Annotated in this window: 24 protein-coding genes and 1 pseudogene; 16 read left to right on the forward strand and 9 right to left on the reverse strand. The window is 54.6% G+C overall.

Going from position 1 to position 23,413, the window contains the following annotated elements; genetic code table 11:
- Window positions 1-1,067 precede the first annotated feature (1,067 nt).
- From N5096_RS03685 to gvpA, 4 genes are all read right to left on the reverse strand, one after another.
- Window positions 1,068-1,484, reverse strand: a complete 417-nt coding sequence (locus tag N5096_RS03685; RefSeq protein WP_267662979.1) for a gas vesicle protein GvpO — start codon at window positions 1,482-1,484, stop codon at window positions 1,068-1,070.
- Window positions 1,485-1,500: 16 nt separating this feature from the next.
- A complete protein-coding gene (gene gvpN, locus N5096_RS03690; RefSeq protein ID WP_267662980.1) occupies window positions 1,501-2,526 on the reverse strand; it encodes a gas vesicle protein GvpN in 1,026 nt (341 codons plus the stop codon).
- On the reverse strand, window positions 2,523-3,764 hold the full coding sequence (locus tag N5096_RS03695; RefSeq protein ID WP_267662981.1) for a gas vesicle protein GvpC: 1,242 nt from the start codon (window positions 3,762-3,764) through the stop codon (window positions 2,523-2,525). The genes gvpN and N5096_RS03695 overlap by 4 nt, the downstream gene beginning before the upstream one ends.
- A gap of 72 nt (window positions 3,765-3,836) precedes the next feature.
- Window positions 3,837-4,073 (reverse strand): gas vesicle protein GvpA, encoded by a 237-nt coding sequence (gene gvpA, locus N5096_RS03700; RefSeq protein ID WP_267662982.1) that lies wholly within the window; start codon window positions 4,071-4,073, stop codon window positions 3,837-3,839.
- Window positions 4,074-4,287: 214 nt separating this feature from the next.
- Between gvpA and N5096_RS03705 the strand changes: the two genes are divergently transcribed.
- From N5096_RS03705 to N5096_RS03760, 12 genes and pseudogenes are all read left to right on the forward strand, one after another.
- Entirely contained in the window at window positions 4,288-5,856 is a 1,569-nt protein-coding gene (locus N5096_RS03705; RefSeq protein WP_267662983.1) for a gas vesicle protein GvpD basic region 2 domain-containing protein, read from the forward strand.
- A complete protein-coding gene (locus tag N5096_RS03710) occupies window positions 5,853-6,407 on the forward strand; it encodes a PadR family transcriptional regulator (RefSeq protein ID WP_267662984.1) in 555 nt (184 codons plus the stop codon). Before N5096_RS03705 ends, N5096_RS03710 begins: the two co-directional genes overlap by 4 nt.
- Window positions 6,400-7,041: a gas vesicle protein GvpF gene (gene gvpF / locus N5096_RS03715; protein WP_267662985.1), complete on the forward strand. Its 642-nt coding sequence runs from the start codon at window positions 6,400-6,402 to the stop codon at window positions 7,039-7,041. The genes N5096_RS03710 and gvpF overlap by 8 nt, the downstream gene beginning before the upstream one ends.
- A gap of 3 nt (window positions 7,042-7,044) precedes the next feature.
- Window positions 7,045-7,296, forward strand: a complete 252-nt coding sequence (gene gvpG, locus N5096_RS03720; RefSeq protein ID WP_267662986.1) for a gas vesicle protein GvpG — start codon at window positions 7,045-7,047, stop codon at window positions 7,294-7,296.
- Window positions 7,296-7,856 carry a gas vesicle protein GvpH gene (gvpH, locus tag N5096_RS03725; protein WP_267662987.1) on the forward strand — a complete coding sequence of 187 codons (561 nt, stop codon included), beginning with the start codon at window positions 7,296-7,298 and terminating at the stop codon, window positions 7,854-7,856. The genes gvpG and gvpH overlap by 1 nt, the downstream gene beginning before the upstream one ends.
- The gene (locus N5096_RS03730) at window positions 7,850-8,278 is read left to right on the forward strand and encodes a protein gvpI (protein WP_379789917.1); all 429 of its coding nucleotides are present in this window, start codon (window positions 7,850-7,852) and stop codon (window positions 8,276-8,278) included. The genes gvpH and N5096_RS03730 overlap by 7 nt, the downstream gene beginning before the upstream one ends.
- Window positions 8,271-8,639: a gas vesicle protein GvpJ gene (gene gvpJ / locus N5096_RS16310; RefSeq protein ID WP_309243300.1), complete on the forward strand. Its 369-nt coding sequence runs from the start codon at window positions 8,271-8,273 to the stop codon at window positions 8,637-8,639. Before N5096_RS03730 ends, gvpJ begins: the two co-directional genes overlap by 8 nt.
- On the forward strand, window positions 8,623-8,937 hold the full coding sequence (locus N5096_RS03740; protein WP_267662989.1) for a gas vesicle protein K: 315 nt from the start codon (window positions 8,623-8,625) through the stop codon (window positions 8,935-8,937). Before gvpJ ends, N5096_RS03740 begins: the two co-directional genes overlap by 17 nt.
- A complete protein-coding gene (gene gvpL, locus N5096_RS03745) occupies window positions 8,930-9,757 on the forward strand; it encodes a gas vesicle protein GvpL (RefSeq protein WP_267662990.1) in 828 nt (275 codons plus the stop codon). The genes N5096_RS03740 and gvpL overlap by 8 nt, the downstream gene beginning before the upstream one ends.
- 1 nt (window position 9,758) lies before the next feature.
- Window positions 9,759-9,980 carry a gas vesicle protein gene (locus N5096_RS03750; protein WP_267662991.1) on the forward strand — a complete coding sequence of 74 codons (222 nt, stop codon included), beginning with the start codon at window positions 9,759-9,761 and terminating at the stop codon, window positions 9,978-9,980.
- 58 nt (window positions 9,981-10,038) lie between these two features.
- Window positions 10,039-10,791: pseudogene (locus N5096_RS03755) on the forward strand (ISH3 family transposase); the annotation flags it as partial.
- Window positions 10,792-11,378: 587 nt separating this feature from the next.
- Complete coding sequence (locus N5096_RS03760) at window positions 11,379-11,657, forward strand: YgaP family membrane protein (RefSeq protein WP_267662993.1); 279 nt, start codon at window positions 11,379-11,381, stop codon at window positions 11,655-11,657.
- Here N5096_RS03760 and N5096_RS03765 read toward each other — a convergent pair whose 3' ends face one another.
- Window positions 11,658-12,863: a glycosyltransferase family 2 protein gene (locus tag N5096_RS03765; RefSeq protein WP_267662994.1), complete on the reverse strand. Its 1,206-nt coding sequence runs from the start codon at window positions 12,861-12,863 to the stop codon at window positions 11,658-11,660. It lies immediately after the preceding gene.
- A 398-nt stretch (window positions 12,864-13,261) separates the two neighbouring features.
- On the opposite strand from N5096_RS03765, the gene N5096_RS03770 reads away from it, so the two are divergent.
- Window positions 13,262-14,083: a recombinase family protein gene (locus tag N5096_RS03770; RefSeq protein ID WP_267662995.1), complete on the forward strand. Its 822-nt coding sequence runs from the start codon at window positions 13,262-13,264 to the stop codon at window positions 14,081-14,083.
- Window positions 14,084-14,252: 169 nt separating this feature from the next.
- On the opposite strand, the gene N5096_RS03775 is transcribed toward N5096_RS03770, so the two are convergent.
- Complete coding sequence (locus tag N5096_RS03775) at window positions 14,253-14,573, reverse strand: antibiotic biosynthesis monooxygenase family protein (RefSeq protein ID WP_267663003.1); 321 nt, start codon at window positions 14,571-14,573, stop codon at window positions 14,253-14,255.
- Between the two features lie 266 nt (window positions 14,574-14,839).
- Between N5096_RS03775 and N5096_RS03780 the strand changes: the two genes are divergently transcribed.
- On the forward strand, window positions 14,840-16,675 hold the full coding sequence (locus tag N5096_RS03780; RefSeq protein ID WP_267662996.1) for a pentapeptide repeat-containing protein: 1,836 nt from the start codon (window positions 14,840-14,842) through the stop codon (window positions 16,673-16,675).
- 107 nt (window positions 16,676-16,782) lie between these two features.
- Complete coding sequence (locus tag N5096_RS03785; protein WP_267662997.1) at window positions 16,783-17,856, forward strand: type I restriction endonuclease; 1,074 nt, start codon at window positions 16,783-16,785, stop codon at window positions 17,854-17,856.
- 122 nt (window positions 17,857-17,978) lie between these two features.
- Here the strand turns inward: N5096_RS03785 and N5096_RS03790 are convergent, their stop codons facing one another.
- The 3 genes from N5096_RS03790 to N5096_RS03800 all read right to left on the reverse strand — a co-directional run bounded on the left by N5096_RS03790 (window position 17,979) and on the right by N5096_RS03800 (window position 21,442).
- Window positions 17,979-18,983 carry a DUF7983 family protein gene (locus N5096_RS03790; protein ID WP_267662998.1) on the reverse strand — a complete coding sequence of 335 codons (1,005 nt, stop codon included), beginning with the start codon at window positions 18,981-18,983 and terminating at the stop codon, window positions 17,979-17,981.
- A gap of 37 nt (window positions 18,984-19,020) precedes the next feature.
- On the reverse strand, window positions 19,021-19,788 hold the full coding sequence (locus tag N5096_RS03795) for a LamB/YcsF family protein (RefSeq protein ID WP_267662999.1): 768 nt from the start codon (window positions 19,786-19,788) through the stop codon (window positions 19,021-19,023).
- Between the two features lie 169 nt (window positions 19,789-19,957).
- Entirely contained in the window at window positions 19,958-21,442 is a 1,485-nt protein-coding gene (locus tag N5096_RS03800) for an amidase (protein ID WP_267663000.1), read from the reverse strand.
- A 616-nt stretch (window positions 21,443-22,058) separates the two neighbouring features.
- Between N5096_RS03800 and N5096_RS03805 the strand changes: the two genes are divergently transcribed.
- Window positions 22,059-23,318 (forward strand): inorganic phosphate transporter, encoded by a 1,260-nt coding sequence (locus N5096_RS03805; RefSeq protein WP_267663001.1) that lies wholly within the window; start codon window positions 22,059-22,061, stop codon window positions 23,316-23,318.
- Window positions 23,319-23,413: the final 95 nt, after the last annotated feature.

Below are 23,413 nucleotides of genomic sequence, written 5' to 3' on the forward strand. Positions count from 1 at the left end.
TCATCTCGAGGCAGCTGAGCTCGTCGATGCAGCCGGCATTTCGCGCCGCTCGTACGAGACCCATATCGACACGCTCCGAGATTTGGACGTGTTTGCTCGGGATGCTGACGGGTGGTTTGCAACCCTCGAGCCATGGTGGGCCTCACCGTCTTCTGCTGGCCGTACTGAGCCGTCATCCGACGCCCGAACGACCGATACTGGTGATACTATCCTCGCATCGGCACCACCGACAGTCGACGAGGTCGTCGGCGAAGTCGCGAGGAGTCTCGCTTGGCGTGGCTGTCTCGATGTCGACATAACCAAAATTGCGGTCCGGTACGCCGCTGATCATGGCAGACAGCCCACAGCTCGCGAGTGGGTTAAAAATGTCCCAGACATTGCTGGGTGGCTCCCCATTATGAAGTCTCTATGGCCGGATGACGATCTCTCACAGGAGAGTACAAATCAAAACTCGACTGATTCTCCCTGTCGAAGTGTTCGGATTGGTCAAGGAGACAATTCGAATCAAGTCTCTCTCATCACTTCTGTGGCCCCTGCCGCGGCCTCATCCGACTAACATTGCACAGAGAATATAACCCTGATCAAAAGGTCAGCTGTCATCGTTCCGCTGTGTGGTCAGTAAACAGTTCATCCGGCAGATCGTCAGGCTTGATCCGCTATCGACAATGCACCACGAATGCCGTCACTGTGGATACTTCAGCGTGAGAAGGACATCAATGAATGTCCACAGTGTGGCTCTCACGAAATTGCGGTCTACGATCTCGAGTAATTGCTGAGGTGCTCACGGTTGATAGAGAAGGGTCAATACCTTATGTATCAACCGAACGCTGACACGGCTCCAATTGTTACATAAGGAATTGATCGGACGTCGTCTGAACGAACCCGAAAAACGCCCGTTGCGGGTCTGTCGTGTCATCGAGTGGGCGTAATTAGCGCAATAATCACGAGCAACATCTCACCGCGCTCACAGAGTTCAAATAAAACAATCAACACTAATGAGTGCTAACTACTGAGCCACCCTACCAGATCTTTGTGATTCTCAGCCCATAATTTTGCTTTACGGTAACTCACAGCTCTTCCTTGAGATCACTGCGCTGGTACCGCTCGCGGAGTTCATACCCTATCACGTCGCCGGAATCGTTTAGTTCGATTTCGTATCGACCAATAATATCCTGTGTGTCCGGCACCGCCCGACGCTCAACGACTTCGACGAGCGCTCGCCACTTGCCGTCCTCCTTCATTGATACTTCTATAATTCCCTCGAAATCGCTGTCGAGAAGTTTCTTCGCCGCATCGCGAGCGTTATCTTGTATGGTGGGTAGTCCGACCGTGGACGGCCCGTCAGTACGTTCCGTCTGCGAATCCGTCGGGCGGTCAGTGGACGACTCTGACGAGGGGGTATTTTCGACCTCTACTGTGGGGTCGTCAGAGAGCGAGTCTTGATTATCGTCATTATCAGCATGCTCGTCTGTGTCTGGTGGCATGGTGGTAGCTAATAACTTAGTGGTCGACAAACGACAATTTAGTCTCTTGGATCGCAGCCTCGACCTCCCCACGAAGTTCAGCGATGTCGTCCCGGGATGAGACCTTCGACGCCAACACGTCGACGCAGATATCGCCGAACGTTTGCTCGTCGAGTTCGTCCGCCGGTCCCGTGCCCTCGACAGCCATGATCGCCGCGCGCGTTCCGACGTTGATCTCGAGTCGATCGCGCAGGCGTCGCATCAGCGTCACCGTCTGGTCGATCCGTGCTTGGTCGGCCTCGTCAACGTTCGAGCGGACGATCGCGGCCTCCGTCTCGTGATCGTAGAAGTCCATGTGGATCCCGACGAGACGGTCCAAAAGCGCGTCCTGCGGCTCATGAACCCCGGCGTACTCGACGGAGTTCGACGTCAAGACGGCCCGAAACTCGGGGTGGACATCGACGTATCGTGACTTGCCGCGCTGGCCCGGGAGTTCGAGTACGCCCTCCTCGAGCACGGACAGTAACACGTTGTTTGCGACGGGTTTGGTCCGCGAGAACTCGTTGTACACGAGCGTCGCCCCTTCCTTGACCGCGAGCGTCAGCGGGTTGTCAACCCAGCGGTCGCGAATGATGTCCTTGCTCTTGACGACGTTGTGAATGTACTTGTCTCGCTCCGAGATCCGCTCGGTCTCGCCGTACTCGCCGACCAAGTCGCTGGTCGTCAGGTCGGCGTCACCGTTTATCCAGACGACAGGTCGGTCGCGGTCCCTAGCGGTTCGCATTGCGAGTGCGGTTTTACCGCAACCAGTAGGTCCGATGAGATGCACCGGACGCCCGACGTCCATCCATCGCTCAAGTCGCTGTTTGATCCGTCTGACGGCGTCTGTCTCAACGAACGCTTGTTCATCTGGAATAAACTGCTCAGAGACATCCGTGCCAGCCTGGATCGTCTGGCGAGTGTCGGCGCTGTCATACTCTGTGCGCTGTGTTTCCTGTTTTTCATCGCGTGATGATCGAATCTGCGATCCGCGGACTTTCCGCTCGTGCGAGGGATCACTCATTCGTCGCTCTCCGGTCGAAGCGGTACTTCTTCACCGTATTCCTCACGGTAATCATCGATAGACATATCGTGCGTTTGTAAGTGTGGCTCGGTGATCGCTTGGTAATACTCAGCGCACACTAAACACCGAACCATCCCATCGGAGACCGGATCGACGTCCATGTCGGTCCAACTGCCGGCGGAGTCATCTTCGTCCGGATCCTCTGTTGTCGGCACGGCCGCTTCACCTGAAGTCTCAGTGTCTGCGGTGTCGTCGTCCGTGACGGTGGGTTCTGAGCTCTCGTCTTCCACGGACTCAACGTCAGTGTCCTCGTCAGCGTCCTCTATGGTCGTTTCCTCTGTGGGGGTGTCTTCCGTGCTCGGGTCTTGGTCTTCGCCGTCGGTTTCGCCTGCGTCGTCTGACGTGGTGGGCGGGTCGTTGATCGGGACGGCTGTCCCTGCGTCGTCGGTCGCGTCGGCGGAAGTGTCGCTTGCCGTCTCGGCTCCGCCGTAGAACTCCTCGGCGAACGACCGGAACTCGGCCTCCGTGTCGGAAAACTCCGCACGGAACGCGTCGATCGCCGCGCGGAACGCGTCGATATCGTCGACCATTGGCTGCACCTTCATCTCGTGAAACGATTCGTCGTACTCCGCGAACGCCTCGGCCGCTGCCGCGAACGCGTCGCTCTGGTCGGCGATATCGGCGTTAAAATTGTTCACGTCGCCGTCGAACGTCTCGGCGTAGCCTTCGAAGGCAGTAGTGACGTCTTCGAACTCCTTTCGGAGCGCTTCGATGGCGGTCACCAACTCGGAAACGTCCTGTATAGCGACGACATCGTTGGCGAAGCGGTCCGCGTACTCGTCGAACATCGTTTCGGTCGCGGCCATCTCAGCGCCGAGTTCGTCGATCGCGTCAAGGAGACCGTCGACGTCCTGGATCGCGTGAACGTCTGACTCGAATGTGTTGAAATACGCCACGAAGCGATCGCGAACGGCATCGATCGCCTCAACTCGCTCCTCAACGGCGGCGTTGAATCGAGCGAGTTCGTCGTCGAACTCGTCGGTGTACGCGCGGAACGCAGCGTCCGTCTGCTCCAGTTCTGCTCGGAACGAGGCTCTCGCCTCGGAGAGTTCACTGGTGTCCCGCTTCGCTTCGACACCTTCGGCGAACTCAGTGGCATACGCCTTGAATTCCGCCTGCTTGTCAGAAAACTGTCCACGTGCCTGTCTTATTGCTTTGATTTTCTGGTTAACGCTCATGTGTTATTGATAAAGTGTGTTGGCGTCTGACCGCGTGACAGTGCTACGGCACCGGTTGGAACTGTGGACGCCTTACGCTTCGGGCGCAGGCGCGGCCTCAGTCCCGGCGGTGAGCTCTGCCTGTTCGATTTTCGCAATCTCTTCCGCGTAGTGGAGGAAGGTGTCTACCGACGCGACGACGACACGCGCCTCAACGGTGAGGATCTCGATGCCGACGAGCGAGATTCGCGCGAAGGCGTCAACGACGACGCCTTTGTCAAGTACACGGTCCAACACTTCTGCCAAGCTTGAGGAATCTGGTTGTGCCATTAGCGTAACCCAAGCGGAGAACGAATACCCAATTGTAAATAATTGAACTACAGATCATCATATGTACTATAGTGAAGTTTTATATGTCTGCTAGTAAAATCGCAACTTGGTCTGTATAAACGGCATAATTCAGCATGTACACATGCATTCGAATTAAAATTCGGTCGCAAGAGATTACGACTGGATATCAGCGGAACCAGTTCAACACGCTGACATGAACCAGTATGTATCATCGTCTTTTCATCGCGAGATCAGCCGATTCTTCGCCGAAGACGCGGGCCATACGTTACTGATACACGGTGCACCCGGGACCGGAAAGACATTATTTACCCTCCGGGTCCTCAATCTGGTCCGGCCACAGGGCGAGGTGCTGTACGTTTCCACCCGCGTCGATCAGAGCACCGTCTGCCAGATGTATCTCGACGACACCTCGTTGCTCGATAAAACAAACATCGTTGACCTCTCACAGGGTCCGTACGAACTCCCGGTTACGATCGACCTCCCGTTCTCGAAGCTAAACCTCGACTCGTTACTCGAGTGGATCCAGTCGATCAACGAGGCGACGGATAACCTGACTATCGCGTTCGACAGTTGGGACCTCATCCACCGGTATCTCGCCGGGCGACATGAGAATCCACAGAGCATTACGGCGATGACCTCCCAGCTAGTGGCACTTGCTCGTGAAAACCAGATCAAGGTGTTACTGGTCTCCGAAGAGCCGGACCCGTCCGCGCTGAAATACATCGTTGACGGAGTCGTCTCTCCGCAGGTGTCCACGGACCAGCGGGGTCGAACGCGACGAAATCTGAAGCTTGAGAAGTTGCGCGGTGTTCGGATCGAAAATCGGCTACAGCCGTTCACGCTTACCAACGGGACGTTCCAAGCGATTCCGTCAGTTGAACTCAAGTCGGCGCAGACGACCGAAACGGAGGGAACGTGGGACCCGTTACCGAACTCGAAAACGACGTTTTCAACCGGAATCGGTGATCTTGACCCGATACTTGACGCCGGGTATGACCGCGGAAGCGTTGTTCACTTGGACCTCGGAAGCGATCTGTCGCGCGACGTCTGGAGTGTACTGACACTTCCGACGATCCGGAACTTCGTGGCAAACGAGATGTGCGCTACGGTTATTCCGCCTAAGGGCGGAAGTCCCGGGCTAATTCAAAGCGATCTCACATCGGTCGTGGACAGGGACCATGTCGACACGTACAGTCACGTGTTGGGCGCGAACATGGAGACGCGCACGCACGGAGACGACCGGGCAGAATTCGAGGGTGACGAAGACGCGAGTGATGGAGACGCGCGTCAACCGCTTTCAACGCGGACGGACCGATCACCGCCCGATCAGCGCCCTAATCCACGAGTTGGCGCGCGGAGCGAACGCGCGGAGGGAGATGACGCTCGAACGCTCCGGCCGCCGGTTCCGGTCAGAGATCTTGAATACGATCGGTATATCGCACACTGTGATAGCATCCGTGCTCAGAGCGACGGACCACTGCTGCACGTCATTAGCGTGGATAGTGTACCGGGGAAATTCAAGAAGCACCTCGGTGCGTTTGCCAACTATATCGTTCTCCACAACGACCTTGCTGTGCTGGTGACGAACCCCGGGGCCGAATTCAGAAAACGAACGGATCGGGTGGCAGATATGCACATGAAACTTGAGCGACTAGGCACGGCTGTGGTATTGTACGGCGAAAATCCTTTAACACCGTTGCTGGGAATCGGCATCGACAGGTCGGGTGCCTTTCCGACGGTTAATCTAATTGAAATGGTATGATTAGAGAACTCGAGCAGCTGTGCGAGGAGCTCGACGTTAAGACCGGAGTAACGATCACTCCGTCAGAGCTGGGTGATACGAAGGGTGGAACAAGCACAGAGAGCCGTGAGGTGGACCTACTCCACGAGTACGTCGAGACCGAAATCGATGACAGTGCCGTGCGGTGCTGTGACGGGTGGGTCGGCGACGACATATTACAGAGTATCAGTGATGACCACGTTCTTGCCGAACTCGACGAAATCCTCCTGCTCCTGACCGCCGTCCGAGGGGAAGCAATCGGAAAGGAGCTCAGCGATGACCTCAATCGCATGTTCGGGACCACGTTCAGTCCGGGAACGGTCTACCCGCGACTGTCTGAACTTGCGGACGAGGGTGTCCTTGAGGTATCGAATCTGCCAAAGCGAAAGGTCTACTCGATATCTGACGAGGAAGCGATGTGTGACGAGTTACGGTTGAAAATAGACCACCTGCTCTTCTTTTCAGCGACGTTACGGTCGTTGTTAGTAGAGTGTGAAGAAAACGACAGAGTAACCAACAATATAGATGAGTGAGAACGTATACACGTACGGCATCGTTGAACAGGAAGACATCACGCTTGACGTTGCTGGTGTCAAAAATGCGACAGAGGTGTATACCGTCGAGTATCAATCGCTTGCGGCCGTGGTTTCGGATATTGACACCACCGATCCGGACCGAACCGACGAGGACGTCGAGGCACATAATGACGTTCTCCAACGGGTCCTCGAATACGATGGCGGACGAACGATAATTCCGATGAGCTTCGGGATGGCGTTCAAGAATACGCGAACGCTCAAAGGGGTCCTTCGGGGGGCGCGCCCGGCGCTACAGAGCACGCTTAATGACATCGAGGGGATGGTCGAACTCGGCGTCAAGGTGATCTCGACGGGCGGTGAGAGGGGGTCTCAGGACGTGCAATCGGATATCACTGAGACTCTCTCGGCGGTCAGTATCAACGAGACTGAGAACGACTTGTTCAGTGACAGACTGATCCTGAACAAGTCGTACCTCGTGTCCCGGTCGGAGCGGGGGGCGTTCGACGACGCGATCGATGCGATCCAAGAGACCTACGACGAACGGTTCACCGTGCAGTACACCGGTCCGTGGCCGCCGTATAACTTCGTTGACATCCACATCGGCGCTGAGCAACAGCGCGGAGGGCGGTGATCGATGTTTATTCTTGATGACATCCTCGTGAAGCCGTTCACCTCGATTCTCGATATCTTACACACAATGGCGCTCAACGAACTGTACGATACGGCTGAGATTCGTGACGAACTCAAAGAGAACCAGCTGTTATACGAGGTGGGTGAACGCTCGCAGGCGGAGTACGAGGAGCGGAAGCAGGAGTTGGAGCTCCAACTCGAGATGGCCGAGCAGATTAAGTCCCAGATGGGGGACCGGATAGAGGTGAAAGGCTGATGCCGGCGGACGACGACCCGTTCGATTCGTTCCAGGGTGACGACCGCTCCGAGAGAGGTACCGGGGCGATCGCCCGACTCGTGCACCTGCTTCAGACGCTTGCCGACGCGGACACCGACGGGACGCAACGGCAAACAGGACATGTCAGCACCGATCGAACGCGGGTCGATTACGAATACTCCGTGTCGGTGGGGCTCGACGCACTCGACGGGAGCAACGGGGCGTTTTCGGACGAGGGAAAAGCCGCGGCCGGTAACGCGGACGAGACAGTTGATACGGCGCCGTCGCCGTCGGTCGAAGTGCGGGACGTCTCGGAGACGGAGCGCATCGTGATAGCGGACCTCCCGGGAGTTTCCGAGACAGAATTCGACGTCACGTTCGACGCCGAGGCGGGAGAACTGACGATCTGGCGGGAACAGACGCAGCTTACGCAGGTTCCGATCGAACATCCGTCGCTGGAAGTCGTCGACGTGAGCTTTAACAACCAGATACTGCGAGTGAAGCTTCGGGACGAGGGAGCGGGAGGCGAAGGGACAGCAGACGAGGGAGCTCAATCATGAACGAAAAACGACCGACTCACGATCGAAAGGCCAAGCGCGCACAGCTGAAGGCACAGATCAACCGAGACGAAGCGCGACGGAAGTTGCTTCGACAGCGGGAGAAGCTGGCCGAGCGTCGAAAAGCGAACCGGGAGCAGTCGGAAGAACGACGTGACAGCACAAAGCCCCAGAAGAATCCGACCGCACACTCAACGATGCCGTCGCAAAAGACGAACGCGCAGAACGCAGTGCGGAACTCACACTCGACGGTCCCGGAAACGCCGAAGTATTCGAACATCGCGGCTCCCAAGCGTCTGTACGGTCAGCGACTCCATCGCGTCACAACGGATAGTATGTCTACATCATCAGAGACGACGGAGTCTCCAAGTGACGCTACCAGCCAACAGCAGAACGACGCAACACCGGAGTCAGCTGATGAGTGATCCTAAACCGACCAGGTCACAGGGCGACCTAGCGGAGTTGTTGGAAACGTTGCTTGACAAAGGCGTCGTGATTAACGCTGATATCGCAGTGACGGTCGGCGACACCGAATTGCTCGGGATTAAGCTCAGGGCGGCACTGGCGTCGTTCGAAACCGCCGCACAGTACGGATTGGAGTTTCCCTCAGGCACCGACATGGAGATGGTGAACGAGGAAGCGGGAGTGAGGCCCGTTACAACTAATGATGAAACGATGCGCAAGGCGAAGAGTCCGACGCCAACTGAAAAAAAGAGCGTACAGACGCCGACGGAAGATGAATCCGCAAACGCCGGCCAGCGCACGGACGATGAGCACAGAGATTAATCTAGATGACGAGGGAGACGGTATCCACGAAGGACTGCTCACGCTCGTCGTCTCGCTCGTTGAGATTATCGACGACGCTCTTGAACAGGAAGCGGTCAGGCGGATGCAGTCCGGAAATCTCAGTGACGAAGAGGTAGAGCGACTAGGCAAGCAACTCAAACAGCTTAACGAGGAGATAGACCGGCTTAAACGAGAAGAGGGAATTGATGAAAGCGTGGATGAGTTCCGAGGTGAACTCGACAACCTCGTCGCAGACGCGCTCACCCAACTCCAGCATACGGCTAATACAGATGAATAACGCGAGTCCGCCCGAACAAGACGAGACTCTCTCTGATGGCCGCTATATCTACTGTCTCGTTAATGTTTCAGAGGACACCAATCCAGAACTAGCGACCGATGGAATTGATGACAATCAGATCTCATTTATTACACATGAAGATATCGGAGCAGTTACTCACCAGTGTGACCAGTTATACGATTCTGAAGAAGCCACACAGATACGGCAGTGGCTCGTCACGCATCAGCAGGTAATTGACACCGTCGGGTCGGCATTTGGCACGCCGCTGCCATTTCAGTTCGACGTGATTTTACAGGGTGGCGAAGAGAGCGTCAAGCAGTGGATCGCCGACAATGAGACGCAAATCCGAGAAGCGCTCGATAGGTTCCGCGGACTGTGGGAATACCGAGCTCACGTTACGTGGGATCGATCGACGGTTGAGTCAGTTGTCAGCGCAGCCGACGAGCGATTGGCAGAGATAGAAGCGCAGCGAAACAAAAGCGGCGAAGGCACACAGTTCTTACTTGATAAACGGTATGAACAGCGTCTGGAGGACTTGCTTCACACACGTAAAACTGAGCTTCGGGACCAACTGCAGACAGAGTTACGTGACGTGGTAAATGGAATGGAACAGCATGCTGCAGAACCGAGCGTACAGGCAATTGATCAGCGCAGCGATGAACAGAAGGAGTGGGTCGCACGGATCGCGCTGTTAGCAAGCAGTGCAGATGAGGAGTCTATTGGAGCGAAACTTGATACAATCGCCTCAGAACCGGGCGTTACCGTCGAATTCACCGGACCATGGCCGCCTTACTCTTTCACCCCAGAGTTCAGCGAGTAATATGGAACCGACAAAATCACCCGGACAAGTTGTAGAACTTGTCGACGTGCTCCTTCGCGACGGGGCTGTCCTCGCAGCCGACGTTATCGTGACTGTCGCTGAAGTGCCGCTCATCGGCATTCAACTTCGGCTCGCGCTTGCCGGAATGACGGAGATGCGCCAACGTGGAGTATTCGAAGAATGGGACGAAAGGCTTAGAGAACAAAGTGGGAATGGAAGGTAAATCGGTAGGTTCAGTCGATCACATCGGGTTTGAGTGAAAGTGTCTGCTTGGGAAGGGTGTGGAAGCTACCGAAGCAGACAGCGAGATAGAAGAAGAGCACCTGCTTAATTTTGTCGTCAACAGTCTCGACGAAGAGCTTGCGATAGATCTCGGTGATGACGTCGAGGTCACGACAGAGACGTTGTACGAGGTCCTCGCCGGCGCCAGCGCCGGCGGGACCTCAATCAACCACGTTTGCGAAACGACCGGCGACTCGCCACACGCCAACACCGTTCGAGGACATCTCACCGAGCAGTTCGAACTTGACTCCGTTGAGGCAGTTGGGGACATGCTCCTACAGCGAGATGCGCTTGCGACACTTCCAGATCGACCGGTGGAGGTCTGCGCAGACCTCCACCTCGATCCCTACTACGGGGACGAAGACGAGACAGAAGCGCTGTACTTCTCACAGGCGAAACGTGGAACGACCACCTTTCACGCGTATGCGACGCTCTACGCGCGGGTGCGCAACAAACGATACACGCTGGCGGTTCGCCAGCTTGTCGCTGGCGATACCACCAGCGATGTCCTCGCTGAGTTCCTCGAACTGCTCGACGGCCTTGACCTCGGCGTCAAGGCCGTCTACCTCGATCGTGGATTCTACAACAGTACCTGCCTCAGACTGCTGTCCAAGCACAACTACGCCTACGTCATGCCGATTGTCAAGTGGGGCGAGACGATTCAAGACGAACTCAGCAGCGGCTGGAGCCGCGAGATCGAGCACGATCTCGCCGGCGAGGTGACCTTTCCCGTGTTCATCGACTGTGTCTACCACTCAGCAGCTGAGTTAAAAATTTACTCACAGATGGCTGGCGAGGTGGCTGTATGGGGGATGTTCTATACCCACTACCGATGGCTACTCAGTAGGGGATGAGATGATGATTTACCTCGCCGAGGACGACTCCGAAGGGTGAGAGGGTCAGCGTTCGAGATAGGGGCCGCAAGCCCGAAATCTGGCACTACTGCCGATCGTCCAGCACGAGTTCAGTAATATACGCCGACGACCGACACGGTTATCGCTCCAAAGTCGGCGGCTATCAGGCCCACTCATCGAGTTGTTGAGACCCTCCTATTTCATCTGGTGAAACAGCTGTTGGCCTAGTGATATTGTGACGGGTTGGCGTGCAAGATGTAGGGCGCGTATCTCGCACAGAATCATTCTCTAATCCGATCAGAGTAGATCGGTCAAGACAGACAGTGTCAATATCGAATTAGTCCTATTGGGGGAAAAGTAACTAACAGAATGTTACGGGCACAGGCACAGGGGGTCTCTGTCAACCAGTTCAATAGAAAAAACTGCTAAGGCGGCTTCTGTACGCACAGAACAGGGTTTAATGTTCCTCAGTACGTATGATTGATATGGGAGATAGAGATCGTAATGTCGGACGATTAGACCGGATTCTTCGAGTACCTTTCGGAGTGGCTGCCGCTATTGTCGCCAGCTGGGTATTTATTATACACCCATTTGAACTAGGAATAGGGGTTTTCGTAGTGCTGCCGGTGGCTCTGCTGGCAGCAATCCTGCTTATCAGTGCGATAACAGGGACCTGTGGAATCTACGGTGTTTTCGGGATCAACACTTGTGGCGACGAAGTTTGTACTGAAGCTGACTCAAACGAAGCGTGGGTAGCAGAGTAGTCAGTTCTCATCGGGTTCGGTTTCCAATTCTGTGTCATATTCAGACTCGTCTTCTGTTAACTCCGGGTTACGCTCCTCAAGGGTCCCCGTGTCGATTGCTGCTGTCTTCTGAGTGACCTCGAAATCGTCTACTGGTTGGATAATTCCCCACAGGGCTCCAAGCGAATGGACAAGCACTGCAAGCGGAGTGACGACGATATATGCCCACCATACCTCAGGATATTTTCGATATTCAACGAGCCCCAAGATCATGTATAGGAAAACGATCCCAAACAGTAGTGCGGAAAGCAAGAGATATACACTGGACGATGGGATTGCTTCTGGAAACACGAAAGCGATGATACCAAACAATGGGATAACCGGTGACAGTGCCCACGTTACGATCCGTGTGAAAATGACTGGTTGATACCTTCGCGGCAGAAGATTGCGGTCTTGGATCGTTCCAGAAACCCACCGACGGCGCTGTTTTATCAGTGATTTGAGCGTCGGTGGTGCTTGATTCCGTGCTTTCACTGTCGCAAGTCGGTAGTCAAGATTCACGCGATCGGCTGCACGCCAGATGAACGTCGTGTCCTCGGTGATTGACGGAACGTTCCATGTAATCTGCTCTTCTAACTCATGCCGTACGGCAACAGCTCCGCCCCAAGCGTACGCGGGATAGGCGACCTGATGAAATGCTCGTTGCTCGAACTGAAACCCGATACGGAATATCTCACACACATATGTGAGCCGAGAGCGGGTGCGGAGTGGATGCTCGCTGAGTTGAATAATATCGGCTGCTGGCAACCCTGAAAAGCCACTGAGCAGGGTGTCTTCATCGAGGTACAGAACGTATTCCTTCTCACACGGGATCTGTTGACGAGCCCACTCAATTGCGCGCCCTTTCCGCTGTGCCGCACACTCGAAGTCATTCGGAACGACATGAACGTCAGCCCCGGCAATATCGATGTCTTCCTCAGCGATGATGAGTGGTTCAGTGATCTCGTCGGGAATAGAACTCACCGTTCGCTGTACAGTCTCTTCAGCAGCGATAGTAAGAACCCTGACTTGAATATTGTCCAATCCGACTTCCGTCTGGTTAGTGTCCTGCCAGCCGTACGAAAGAATGAATACCTGTATCAGCCACCATAATGAGGCACCACCGTACAGCACTAATGTCGCCCAGAGAAAGACACTGAGAGATTGTGCTAGCACAGCATCAGTCACGTTCAGGCTTAGTAGAAACAGCGAAATAAAACCCATACTGACCTATCTCAACCATACAAGTGTAATAGGCGACTCCACGACGGCATCCTTACTAAAACGCGCGTTGTATGTTATTACCTATCTAACACAGGTCAGAGTTCGCTGAACCATTAGCAGCCAATATGCACGCGAATTCTACCAGCTGATTCAGGATATAGACGGAGAAAATAACATCGTTTAGGTGCTGACTACACCCTCTGTATCTTGTACTGATCGACTTGCCAGCTTCCGAATGTGTGCTGCCGTTTTATTTTCCCCAGTACGGGACAGTTGATCTCGAAATGCGTCGAGAAGGTAGTGGTATACACGGAACCGCAGTAACCCCCACTTGTTTAATGTAATAGCACGTCCTCAAAAACGTGAGCGAAAACGGACCCTCAGACGCAGCAATCTACGCCCGAGTTTCGACATCGGATCAGGATGTCTCTCGGCAGCTCGATGAAGCACACGAACACCTAGAGCGTCTCGGTGTCAAAAATGTCGAGGAGTATCCAGAAGTCGTCTCCGGCGCTGCCGATACCGACACTCGCGAGGTCTACAACCAACTCCTCAACGATGTCAAGACGGGGCGGTTCGACCTAGTAGTCGTTCACGAAATCAGCCGGCTTTCTCGGCTCGGTCCGACTGAGATTCACGAGTTCATCCAACACTGCTTAAAACATGACACCGGTGTCGAGGCCCTTGATGTCGGATTAAAGATCCACGTCGACGACGGCGAGCTCCAGCAGACAATATACAGCATGGTCGCTCGACTGATGGGCGACCTCGCACAGATAGAACACCAGCAAAAACTACAGCGAATCCAGTCGGGGGTCCGCGCTGCACAGTCTGCCGGAAAATGGACTGGGAGACCACCTGCGGGGTTCGTCGTCGAAGATGGGTACCTCCGCGTGGATCCCGCCGAGTTCCTACACGTCCGTGAGGCTCTCGCCCGCGTCGACCGCGGTGATTCGTTCGCGACCGTCGCCGACGACACCGGCATCGCCGAGTCGACTCTCCGGAGCCTCCACCAAGATCGGCGCGACCTCTACCTCGCCGGTGAGGCCGAGGACGAGCGCGTCGACGACGCGCTCACCGATATCCGCCCGCTGGAGGACGCCCGAACCGAGGATCCTGACCTCGAAGAGTTGCGCGAGCGTGTTGAGCGGCTGGAGGAGGCCACCGATATTGACCTCCACTGACACACACCCTACCTCCTCAACCCCGAGTCGTGCGTACGTGTCGAATTGGTTCTGTTAGAATCCTCAACCTGTGATATGTCCTCAACGATTTGCTGAATACAGCGCGTGAATCTCGCACAGATTTATCACTAGATACGATCAGACCGGATCGGTCAACACAGGTAATACACTACGCAGGTGGGTCTGCGTCGTCACCAAATCCACTTCCATACGATTCGATGACTTCCGTAACGGTAACCTCGTAGGCATCGTACCATTCTGTCCACCGCTGTTTCGCCTCTTTGTGTTCTGCATATGCACCAAACGTCTCAAGCGCGTCTAACGACTCCCAGTAGTACGCGACGAGAACCTCCTCACTCTCTGGAGTATGCCACGTCCGCTTGCCGCGATAGCCGTCTGTGTCCTCAGCAGCCGCCTGTATCGCGTCATTCAGCTCGTGAAACTCCTCGTTGTACTCCCCCGGGTCGAGGCGAAATGTCACGAGATACATCACTACGAGTCTCGCCCTCCCGCGAGCAAGATGCTTTCTCTTCGAGAGCGAGATACGCAGGCACGTTCTACCGGTTGGTTCAGGATTATGATGGAGAAAATAACACAGTTCCATTGCTGACTGCATCCTCTGTGTCTCGCACGCCGTTACTGACAAATATCTGAGCGGTGTCGCAGACGCTGCTGAATACAGAGCGCGAGTCTTACAGCATAAGTTTGATTTCACACCCAATTTCAAGAGGTTAGCGGTCCCCCCTCAGCATAGATATGACTGACACTAACGGGACGTGTGAATATGTACTGGACCCAGACGACCCCGAGACGTGGAGAGGTAAAAAAGACGATGTATGTTATGTTGATGATTTTCTGAACGACAATCACGTCTGGCGGTGCCCGCACGATGCAGTAGAGGACGAGGATGTCTGCATATTCCATCTTGACGTTGACAAGAAGAATGATAAAAAAGCAGTCGACGAGCTTCTCTCTCACATAAGTGAATCTGTGGAACAGAACGGTCAAGAGAATATAAACAAAAAAACGCAGTTTATCGGTGCGAAGTTTGGGGAGTTCGACATCACAGCAAACCCGATGCCGAGTGGAAGTGTCGCGGAAATCAATCTACAGCATGCAACATTCACTGACCGAGTCGACTTCGCGGGATGTGAACTCAACCATCGGCTTCATTTAGAAGGTGCTCAGTTTCTGAGAGCGGACTCAATTGACAGTACGAGGAACGAGGACACTGGTTCTGCCTCGTTCTTCGTTCCAGCCGTATCGTTCACAGACACGAACTTTCGAAAAGAAATCAGGATGGAAGGTATCACTGTAGAACCGGGAATTACATTTCGCGACGCAGAGTTTCAAGGTCAAATCAGCCTCGAGGACGCTGAATTCAACGCCCGCGTTTCGTTTGAAAATGCACACTTTCGAAAATCAGTCAGCTTCGATCGTACGACGTTTGACGAAAATGTCTCGTTTGGTCGGGTCAACTCGGATGCCGGGATTAGTTTTATGAGTTGTCAGTTCTGCGGTAGAGCAACGTTCACGAACGCCAGCCTCAGAAACGCGCTGTTCAGCTCGATGGGGTATCGCGAAATCAACGAGGCGTTGCTAGAACACAATTTAGGTGATGACACCAGCGCGGAATTCTCTAAAGCACCATATTTTGCGGGTGCTGACTTGGCGAACGCCGAGTTTTTCGATTGTTCGCTTGTCTTCGCTAATTTCTCCAGTACTGATCTCACAGAAGCAACGCTCGTCGCTACAGATCTGCGTCGTGCGAATCTCGAATCCGCGCTTTTGAATCGAGCTACCCTGTTCGAAGCGGATCTTCGCGGAGCAAGACTCTCGGGGACGCTGCTCGGTGACATCCGCATCAATGACAGTACACGACTCCTCGGCAATCCATCGCGTGATGGTCAGGAACACGCCGGTCTCTCCAGCGTAGTAATCAATAGCCAGTATTGTGTGTACGATCCAAGGTACGAAGATGATCAGTTTGTTACTGACCATCGGGAATATGTGGAGGTCGAAGCGAAGACGGGTGATATCGTTGAGACGAAAATTAACGATCTCACAGATAATGACAAGGCAAAGAGCGTCTACCGACAACTCACGGAGGTGGCTCGAGACGCGGCTCAACCGCGGCTCCAATCAGCGTGCTTCGTCCGGCGTCAAGATCTTCAGAAATACGGCTACAAGCAGGATGCGAAGGAGGCAGACTCGTGGCAGGAGCGACTGATAGCAGGTACTCGGTACAGTCGTGCGAAGGTAGCACGAGGAACGCTCATGTATGGGGAGAGCCCGTGGCGGGTAATTGGTGGCAGTATCGGATTTATTATCCTCGTCTCCTTGCTTTACCCACTTGGTGAGTGGCTTCGACCAGCTGGTGGTGAGGCAATAACGTACGGTCGAATTTTCGGGGGAGAGTGGAGTCTGTTACTCGAATCACTTTACTTCAGCACTCTCACGTTCACCACTCTGGGGATGGGTGATTACGAACCTATGGGCTTTGGGCAGGTGCTTGCCACGCTCAACACAGCACTCGGGGCAGTGTTGATTGCCTTGCTTGTCTTCGTGCTTGGTCGTCGCGCTGCAAGATAGAACCTCTGTATCTTGCACGGCCGTCTTACCAGCTGATGAATAGGTTGGAATGTGCCGTGTTTTATCGATCACCTTGATATGATAACCCTATGAACACTCGTCTATCTATGGATGAGGATGCGGTTCGGACCTATGTCGATCACGCGCAGGCCACCATTGAGGCGGCACCACAGATGGACGAGGCCAACACCAAAGCCGCTCTTCTGCGAGACTTTCTCGATTTACTCGACTGGACAATCCCTGACAACACGCAGTTAGAGTATTCTGTGAAAGCCTTCGGGAAGACGTACAAGGTAGACTATGCACTCATTCTGGAGGGAGCTCCTGTGGCTTTCCTCGAGGCCAAAGGTGTCGACACGACGCTCACAGAGACACACAGAGAACAGCTGGCCGCCTATCTCAAAAACGAAGACGTGAACTTGGGGATCCTCACAAATGGAGAAGAATATGAGTTCTATCGGCGGGAGGTAATCGACTCCAAGGTCAACGTGAATACGCTCGGACAGGCAGACCTTCAGAGTCTTCCAGACAATATCACAACCTTGAGCGCTTTCACTAAGGATGCCATTCAGAACGAGGAGTGGGTCACAATTCTCGATCGTATTCGGGAACTGCGGGAAGCCCGGTCGGCGTTGGAGGTCGAAAAAGATGAACTGGCTGCTGAGGTTGCGAATCTCTTTGCTGAACGTGTCTCGGAGAAGCTTGCGTCACCAGCAGAATCGCAGGCAAAAGAGATGATCGACCGGCTCATCCGAGACATTGAGAGCGAGATCGACGACAGTGGGAGTACCGATTCACCCACACCTGAAGTCTCGGAGTCTGTGACCGCTCGAGAGCGTAGCGATGATGATCTGTACCGGATTCAACTCTCTGACGGCGAGGCGGTCCTCACTGAGTTTGAGGAGACACAACAGGCCAGCGCGTTTGTTGGGGTAGTAGATTATCTCGTACGAAACCACGACCTCATCTCAAAGCTGGAACCTCTCCCGTATATCCCGGGCCGAACGCGGCCGATCATCCATAAGCAAACGAGTTCTGGTGAGAAAGAAATGAAGCAACCTCGAGAGTTGACTGGCGGACACTATGTTGAGGTGAACCTGAGTTCAGGGCAGAAGCAGCGAGAACTCGCCCGTCTCGTGGAACAGTGTGGCCTTCATGTAGAATTTGATGGCCCTTGGTGAATTGTCTTGAAAAAATAGAGCGGGCGTTCGGCGATCTCGGCATTCGGCCCGGCACGTCGCGGTCTGAGTCTATGCTGATTTTTCAACAATCCCTGAGACAGTGATGGTAGCTGCCAGTGGCATCATGGACCACCACTACGAGTGTGGAATTGCGCACCGGATTTGAACTCGGTGAGCTCTGCGATCCGGTCTTCGAGTTCTTGGATTTCCTCACGTAGCTCTTCGGCCTCACTCCCTTCCGTCGCGGCCAGTTGGTCTTTCAGCCCCTGTAGCCGCGTTTCCTTGTGTTCCTCGTCAACTTCGGCTTTGCGGACGTACTCGGATTCGGTGACGTCGTACACGTCACTGTCGGACAGCGCTGTGACCTCAAGTGCATCATCGACTTTGCTCCGGTCGACGCCCAACACGCGCTCTCGCTCGATTCCGGCTTCCTCCAGCGTCTCCAGTACTTCCTCGTCGGGTTTGAGCGAGCGATTCCGCCGGGTGGTCCGCTGGACAGAGCCGAACGGTCCAGAGACGGGTCGATCATGGTGGAGTCGGGTTAGTAGCACCTCGCTCACGTCTTGCCGGAGGTCATTGGCGTTCCGCTGAACGTCCGATAAGAGTGTGTAGAGGTCAACTAGCACGCCCGTATCGATCTGTTCGAGGCTGGTGACCTCGTGTCGCTCCAGTGCGTCAACGAGCAAGAGCGAATCCGCATACACGTCGAGGTCTGGCTCGGTCCGTTCCTCCTCGCTACTGTGTAAGTCGTCCCCGGTGTCGCCGGTGTCAAGGATCTGGCTGGTGGTCGGCGCTTCAGTTTCGATGACTACGCCGGCGTCTTCATTGATCTCGAAGCGGGGATGGAGAGACAATACGGCGGGGTACGCGTCTGCGTCAGGTGGGAGCCTGTCAAGCTCGAACCCATCGGGTTCGTCACTGACTCGCCTGTAGAGCGTCTCAAATTGGTCTTGCTGTAGGGGGCGTGTCTCGTCGATATCCTTGTCGAGAAATTCGATAATAACTCGCTGCTGCTGCACATCTTTGACACGAAATCTGTCGTGAGATCGTGGCGTGATTAGCGTGGATCCCTCTGGGAGTTCATCGAGCCGGTCCAGCAAGTTGTCCCACGAAATTCTGAAGCTCATGATTTCCTGTAGAACAGCGGTAGCAAAACTCTCTGGGTCAATCCGACACTAACTCGGGCAGTTGTCGAAGAGCGATACCCTCCGCGTCGAGTCGGTCGTGAATGGTTCGAAGCAGTTCCAAGCTGTTGGGTCCATCACCGTGGATGCAGATGCTATCCGCTGGAAGATCAATTGTCCTTCCGTCTACTGCCTTGACGGTCCCGTGTTTGGCGATAGACGTCACGCGATCAGCGACGAGTTCGGGATCGCGCGGCTGCTTCTGCTGTTCGACGATGATCGTTCCATCGGACGCGTAATCGAGATCGACGTATCCCTCGAACACAGCGTCGAGCGCATCGTACTCCTGTGCGACCGAGAAGATGTTCAGATCAGTTGCTAGATAGATGAGGCTCGGATCGACCTCAAGTATCCCCTCGATGACGGCTCGTGTATGTTCCTCGCTCTCTGACAACATCGAGTACATCGCTCCGTGTGGCTTCACGTGCTGGATCTCGACTCCGTGATGCTTGGCAACTCCCAACACGGCACCGAGCTGATAGATAACGTAGTCACGCACTTCTTCCGGTGTGGCGTCTATCGTCCGTCGACCGAAGCCGATCTTATCGGGCAACCCCGGATGAACACCGATTCCGACGTCGTGTTTGGCGGCTAACGCCACTGTCTCAAACAACACGTGTGGGTCACCTGCATGAAAACCACCGGCGATATTGGCTGAGGTGATATACGGCATCACCGCCTCGTCGTTTCCCATCGTATAGTTGCCGAAGCTTTCCCCCATATCGCAGTTTAGATCGATTGCTGTCATCCTCACGTACTGTGTCTCGGTCTTCGACCCTCGACATTCATCCCGGATCCGTTATTCCGCGTCAGTATGTGCATCGGAAACTGGTTCATACTTTTCAAATCGAAGGTGGGTAACTTACTGCAAGTGTAATACTGAAACGACGCCGCCCACCGCCTACCGCAGTCGGAGGCTATGTCGTGGTCGTTTCCGGTGGTGTTCGGTGGCTGGTAGCCTGTTCGAACGCGTATCCGTATTGGATTAGTGATGCTTCATCGTAGGGCTTTCCGAGGAATTCGATGCCGACCGGAAGGTTGTTGCCGGTGAACCCGGCAGGAACGGACATCGCCGAACAAAGCGACTGTGAAGCGATGATCGTGTTCGTCGCGAATGTCATCGTTTCGTATTTTCCATCCCTGATCTCCGATTCGGACGGCGGCGGGACCTGAACGTCTGGGTAGACGATTGCGTCGAGATCGTGCTCGGCGAAGACGTTCAGGATCTGCTGTTGGAATTCATGTTGTGCGTTGCGGCACTTCCAATACGCAATACTATCGTCCAAGTCATCAGGCCCCTCTTCGGCGAACGCGATGAAGAGGTCCAACAACGCGTGGTACTGGTCGTTTTCATACATTTCTTCAACGGACGATACCGGGGTGTCGCGCTCTGCGAGAAATTCATTGAGGTCGTGTTTCGATTGCAGAACGTACAACATCGTGTCGTTGAGATAGTCCTCGAGATTGGGGATCTCGACCGGATCGACGAGGGTCGAGCCAAGGTTCGAAATCGTTGTAAGTGCCCGCTCGATCACGTCGTTCACTTGTTCTGCAGTATCATTGGTCCCGAAGCCGTCCCTGAGAACGCCGACCCGCGCATCCTGCAACCCGTCTTCGTTCAACGCGTTCGTGTATGACCCATCGAGATCGATCAATTCGGATTTTCCGGTGAGACTATCTTCGCCGTCATACCCTACAAGCACGTCCAGCATCTTTGCGGAATCCCGAACGGTTCGAGTCATCGGTCCTGCCGTGTCCTGTTGTGAGACTAGTGGACTTACTCCGGATCGGCTGATTAACCCCGGTGTCACTCGAACCCCGACGAGATTATCGAACGAGGCGGGGACACGAATGGACCCACCACAGTCGCTTCCGATCCCGACCGTACCGAGATTGGCGGCGATGGCCGCACCGGTGCCACTACTCGATCCACCCGGGTCGTGGTCGAGATCATAGGGATTTTTTGTCCGTCCCGCGACCGAAGAAAACCCGAACCACGACGTTGCCCAATCGGGCATATTCGTTTTCGCCAATATCACTGCCCCCGCGTCACGCAACCGTTGCGTGACTACCGATTCAGAATCCGGATAGTACCCCTCAAAGGCTTCCGAACCGTATGTCGTCGGCATATCCGTGGTTTCGATGTGGTCCTTGACAACAACTGGAATTCCATGAAGGGGACCGACGAAGTCACCCGAGGAATCGAATCGGTCATCGAGTTCTTGAGCTCTCTCGCGGGCTGCATCATTGACCGTCCGAATCGAGTTCAATTCGGGACCGTTACGATCAAACTGCTCAATCCGCTCGAGATATCGATCCACGAGTTCCTCACTGGTTATTTCCCCGGATTCGAACGACCTGTGGATTTCTGCGATTGTGCTCTCTTCTACGGAATAGGTCATATTGTGACAACCATTACAAGGGAGTATAATATTATTGTACGCGAGGTGTCATAGAACAGTTCACATACCAGAGAGCAGAGGAATGCTGAGTTTGTATGAGACAGCACAAGCGCACCCTGTATCTCGCACGGCAATCGAAAAATGTCTCTGATCCCAACAGAACAAGTGACTCAGGTCCGGTTAACTGGCGATGCTTTGTGAGGTACTGAGACTCGGGCCTGCTCGCTCTGAGTTTCCGGATTCGTTGACTCGCTCATCTCCTTAAATAACTCGTGGCGCAGATTGGGCCGCTTGGCCCTTTGAGTTTCCGATTTTCTTAACAAAGTCGGAAACTCAGTGAGCACGGGCAGATTTATTTTCTCCCTCTAAAGAAGAGAGTGCGAACTGTTCGGTGATAAAACTGCTAGCTAAGAATAATATCTGTACTGGTATGCAAGATACAGCGCGCATATCGGTCACTGATCTTTGAGCAACCCGTGTGGAGACGAATCGGTAGGGACTATGCGGGTTCCGTTGTGAAGTGCTACATCTTCGTCTTACTGTGTCTATCAGTCGTAGCCAACAGTTTCGCAGCGAAACGGCACTATTTTTTCGCGTGCGAGCTAATTACACCCACGTGGCAGAATTGCTAATTCTCGTAGGTTTGCTGGTGGCGGTATTCGTCGGGTACAATATCGGCGGGTCATCAACCGGTGTTGCATTCGGGCCGGCAGTCGGCAGCCGGGCCGTCAGAAAAGTCACCGCCGGAGCCCTGTTTACCGTGTTCGCATTCCTCGGAGCGTGGACGATTGGACGGAAGGTTATCACGACGATGAGTACCGAAATCGTCGATGCAGCAGCCTTCACACCCGCAGCGAGCGTTGGCGTCCTCTTTTTCACCGGGCTCGCACTTCTAATCTCGAACCTCTACGGTGTCCCGGCGTCAACCTCGATGACAGCTGTCGCAGCAATCGTCGGACTCGGATTGGCAACGGGGACGCTCAACACTGCGCTGATGTTTACCATCCTGTCGGCATGGATCGTTTCTCCACTGGTCGCCGTCTTCACAGGTGCGTTGATCGGCAGATATCTGTATCCGCACCTTGACGCTAAATTCGAATTTGGTCGCCTTACGAACCCGTTGATCGCAATCGATACTCAGGAGCGGCTCCCACGGCTCTCGGTCAACGATACCGTCTCGCCTCGGGATCTGATCGGGTCGGCGCTTGTGGTGGCAATTGCCTGCTACATGGGGTTCAGTGCCGGAGCCTCGAACGCGGCGAACGCAGTCGCCCCGCTTGTCGGTAACGGTTCGCTTAATCCCAGCCCGGCGATTCTCCTCGCAGTCGGGGCCATCAGCGTGGGCGGCTTCACGATTGCCCGGCGGACGTTGGCGACCGTTGGCAGCGATATCACTGAGATGCCGATTCTGGCTGCACTCATTGTTTCGACAGTGGGTGCGACGATTATCACCGTCCTCTCGTGGCTCGGAATTCCAGCCAGTCTCGCCGTGAGTACGACCAGTTGTATTATTGGCCTCGGATGGGGCCGTGCAAGCCGAGCGCGGACGCTTGCCGAAATAGTCACACAGTCTCCGGGCGATGAATCCGCTCCACAGTTTACAACTGGTGCACTCAAAGTTAACCCAGTTGAAGAGAAAAAAGAGGTCGCTGCGGGCCCGACTGTGGGCGAACTCGCTGAAGGCAAGACTCCTGACCCGGACAGGCAGGACGCATCTGGGGAGGGGGTGTCTAGTGCCGGCGAGAGAGACCCAGAAGAATTGTCCGCCGAAGGGCTGTTTCACCATGCAGCGGCAGCTCGTGTCGTGACACTCTGGGTGATTACGCCGCTACTGTCGCTCGTGGGGTCCTATGCTTTGTTTTCACTCCTCGGCTAAGAGAACACCTTGTCTGTCCATCGGCCTCATAGTGATTAAGATAAATCCTTGCCAATAAGATACGGCCAAATGTTTGGTTCGGTGATCGCGCTCAG

Source organism: Halorubrum yunnanense (assembly GCF_026586675.1).
Taxonomy (GTDB): Archaea; Halobacteriota; Halobacteria; order Halobacteriales; family Haloferacaceae; genus Halorubrum; species Halorubrum yunnanense.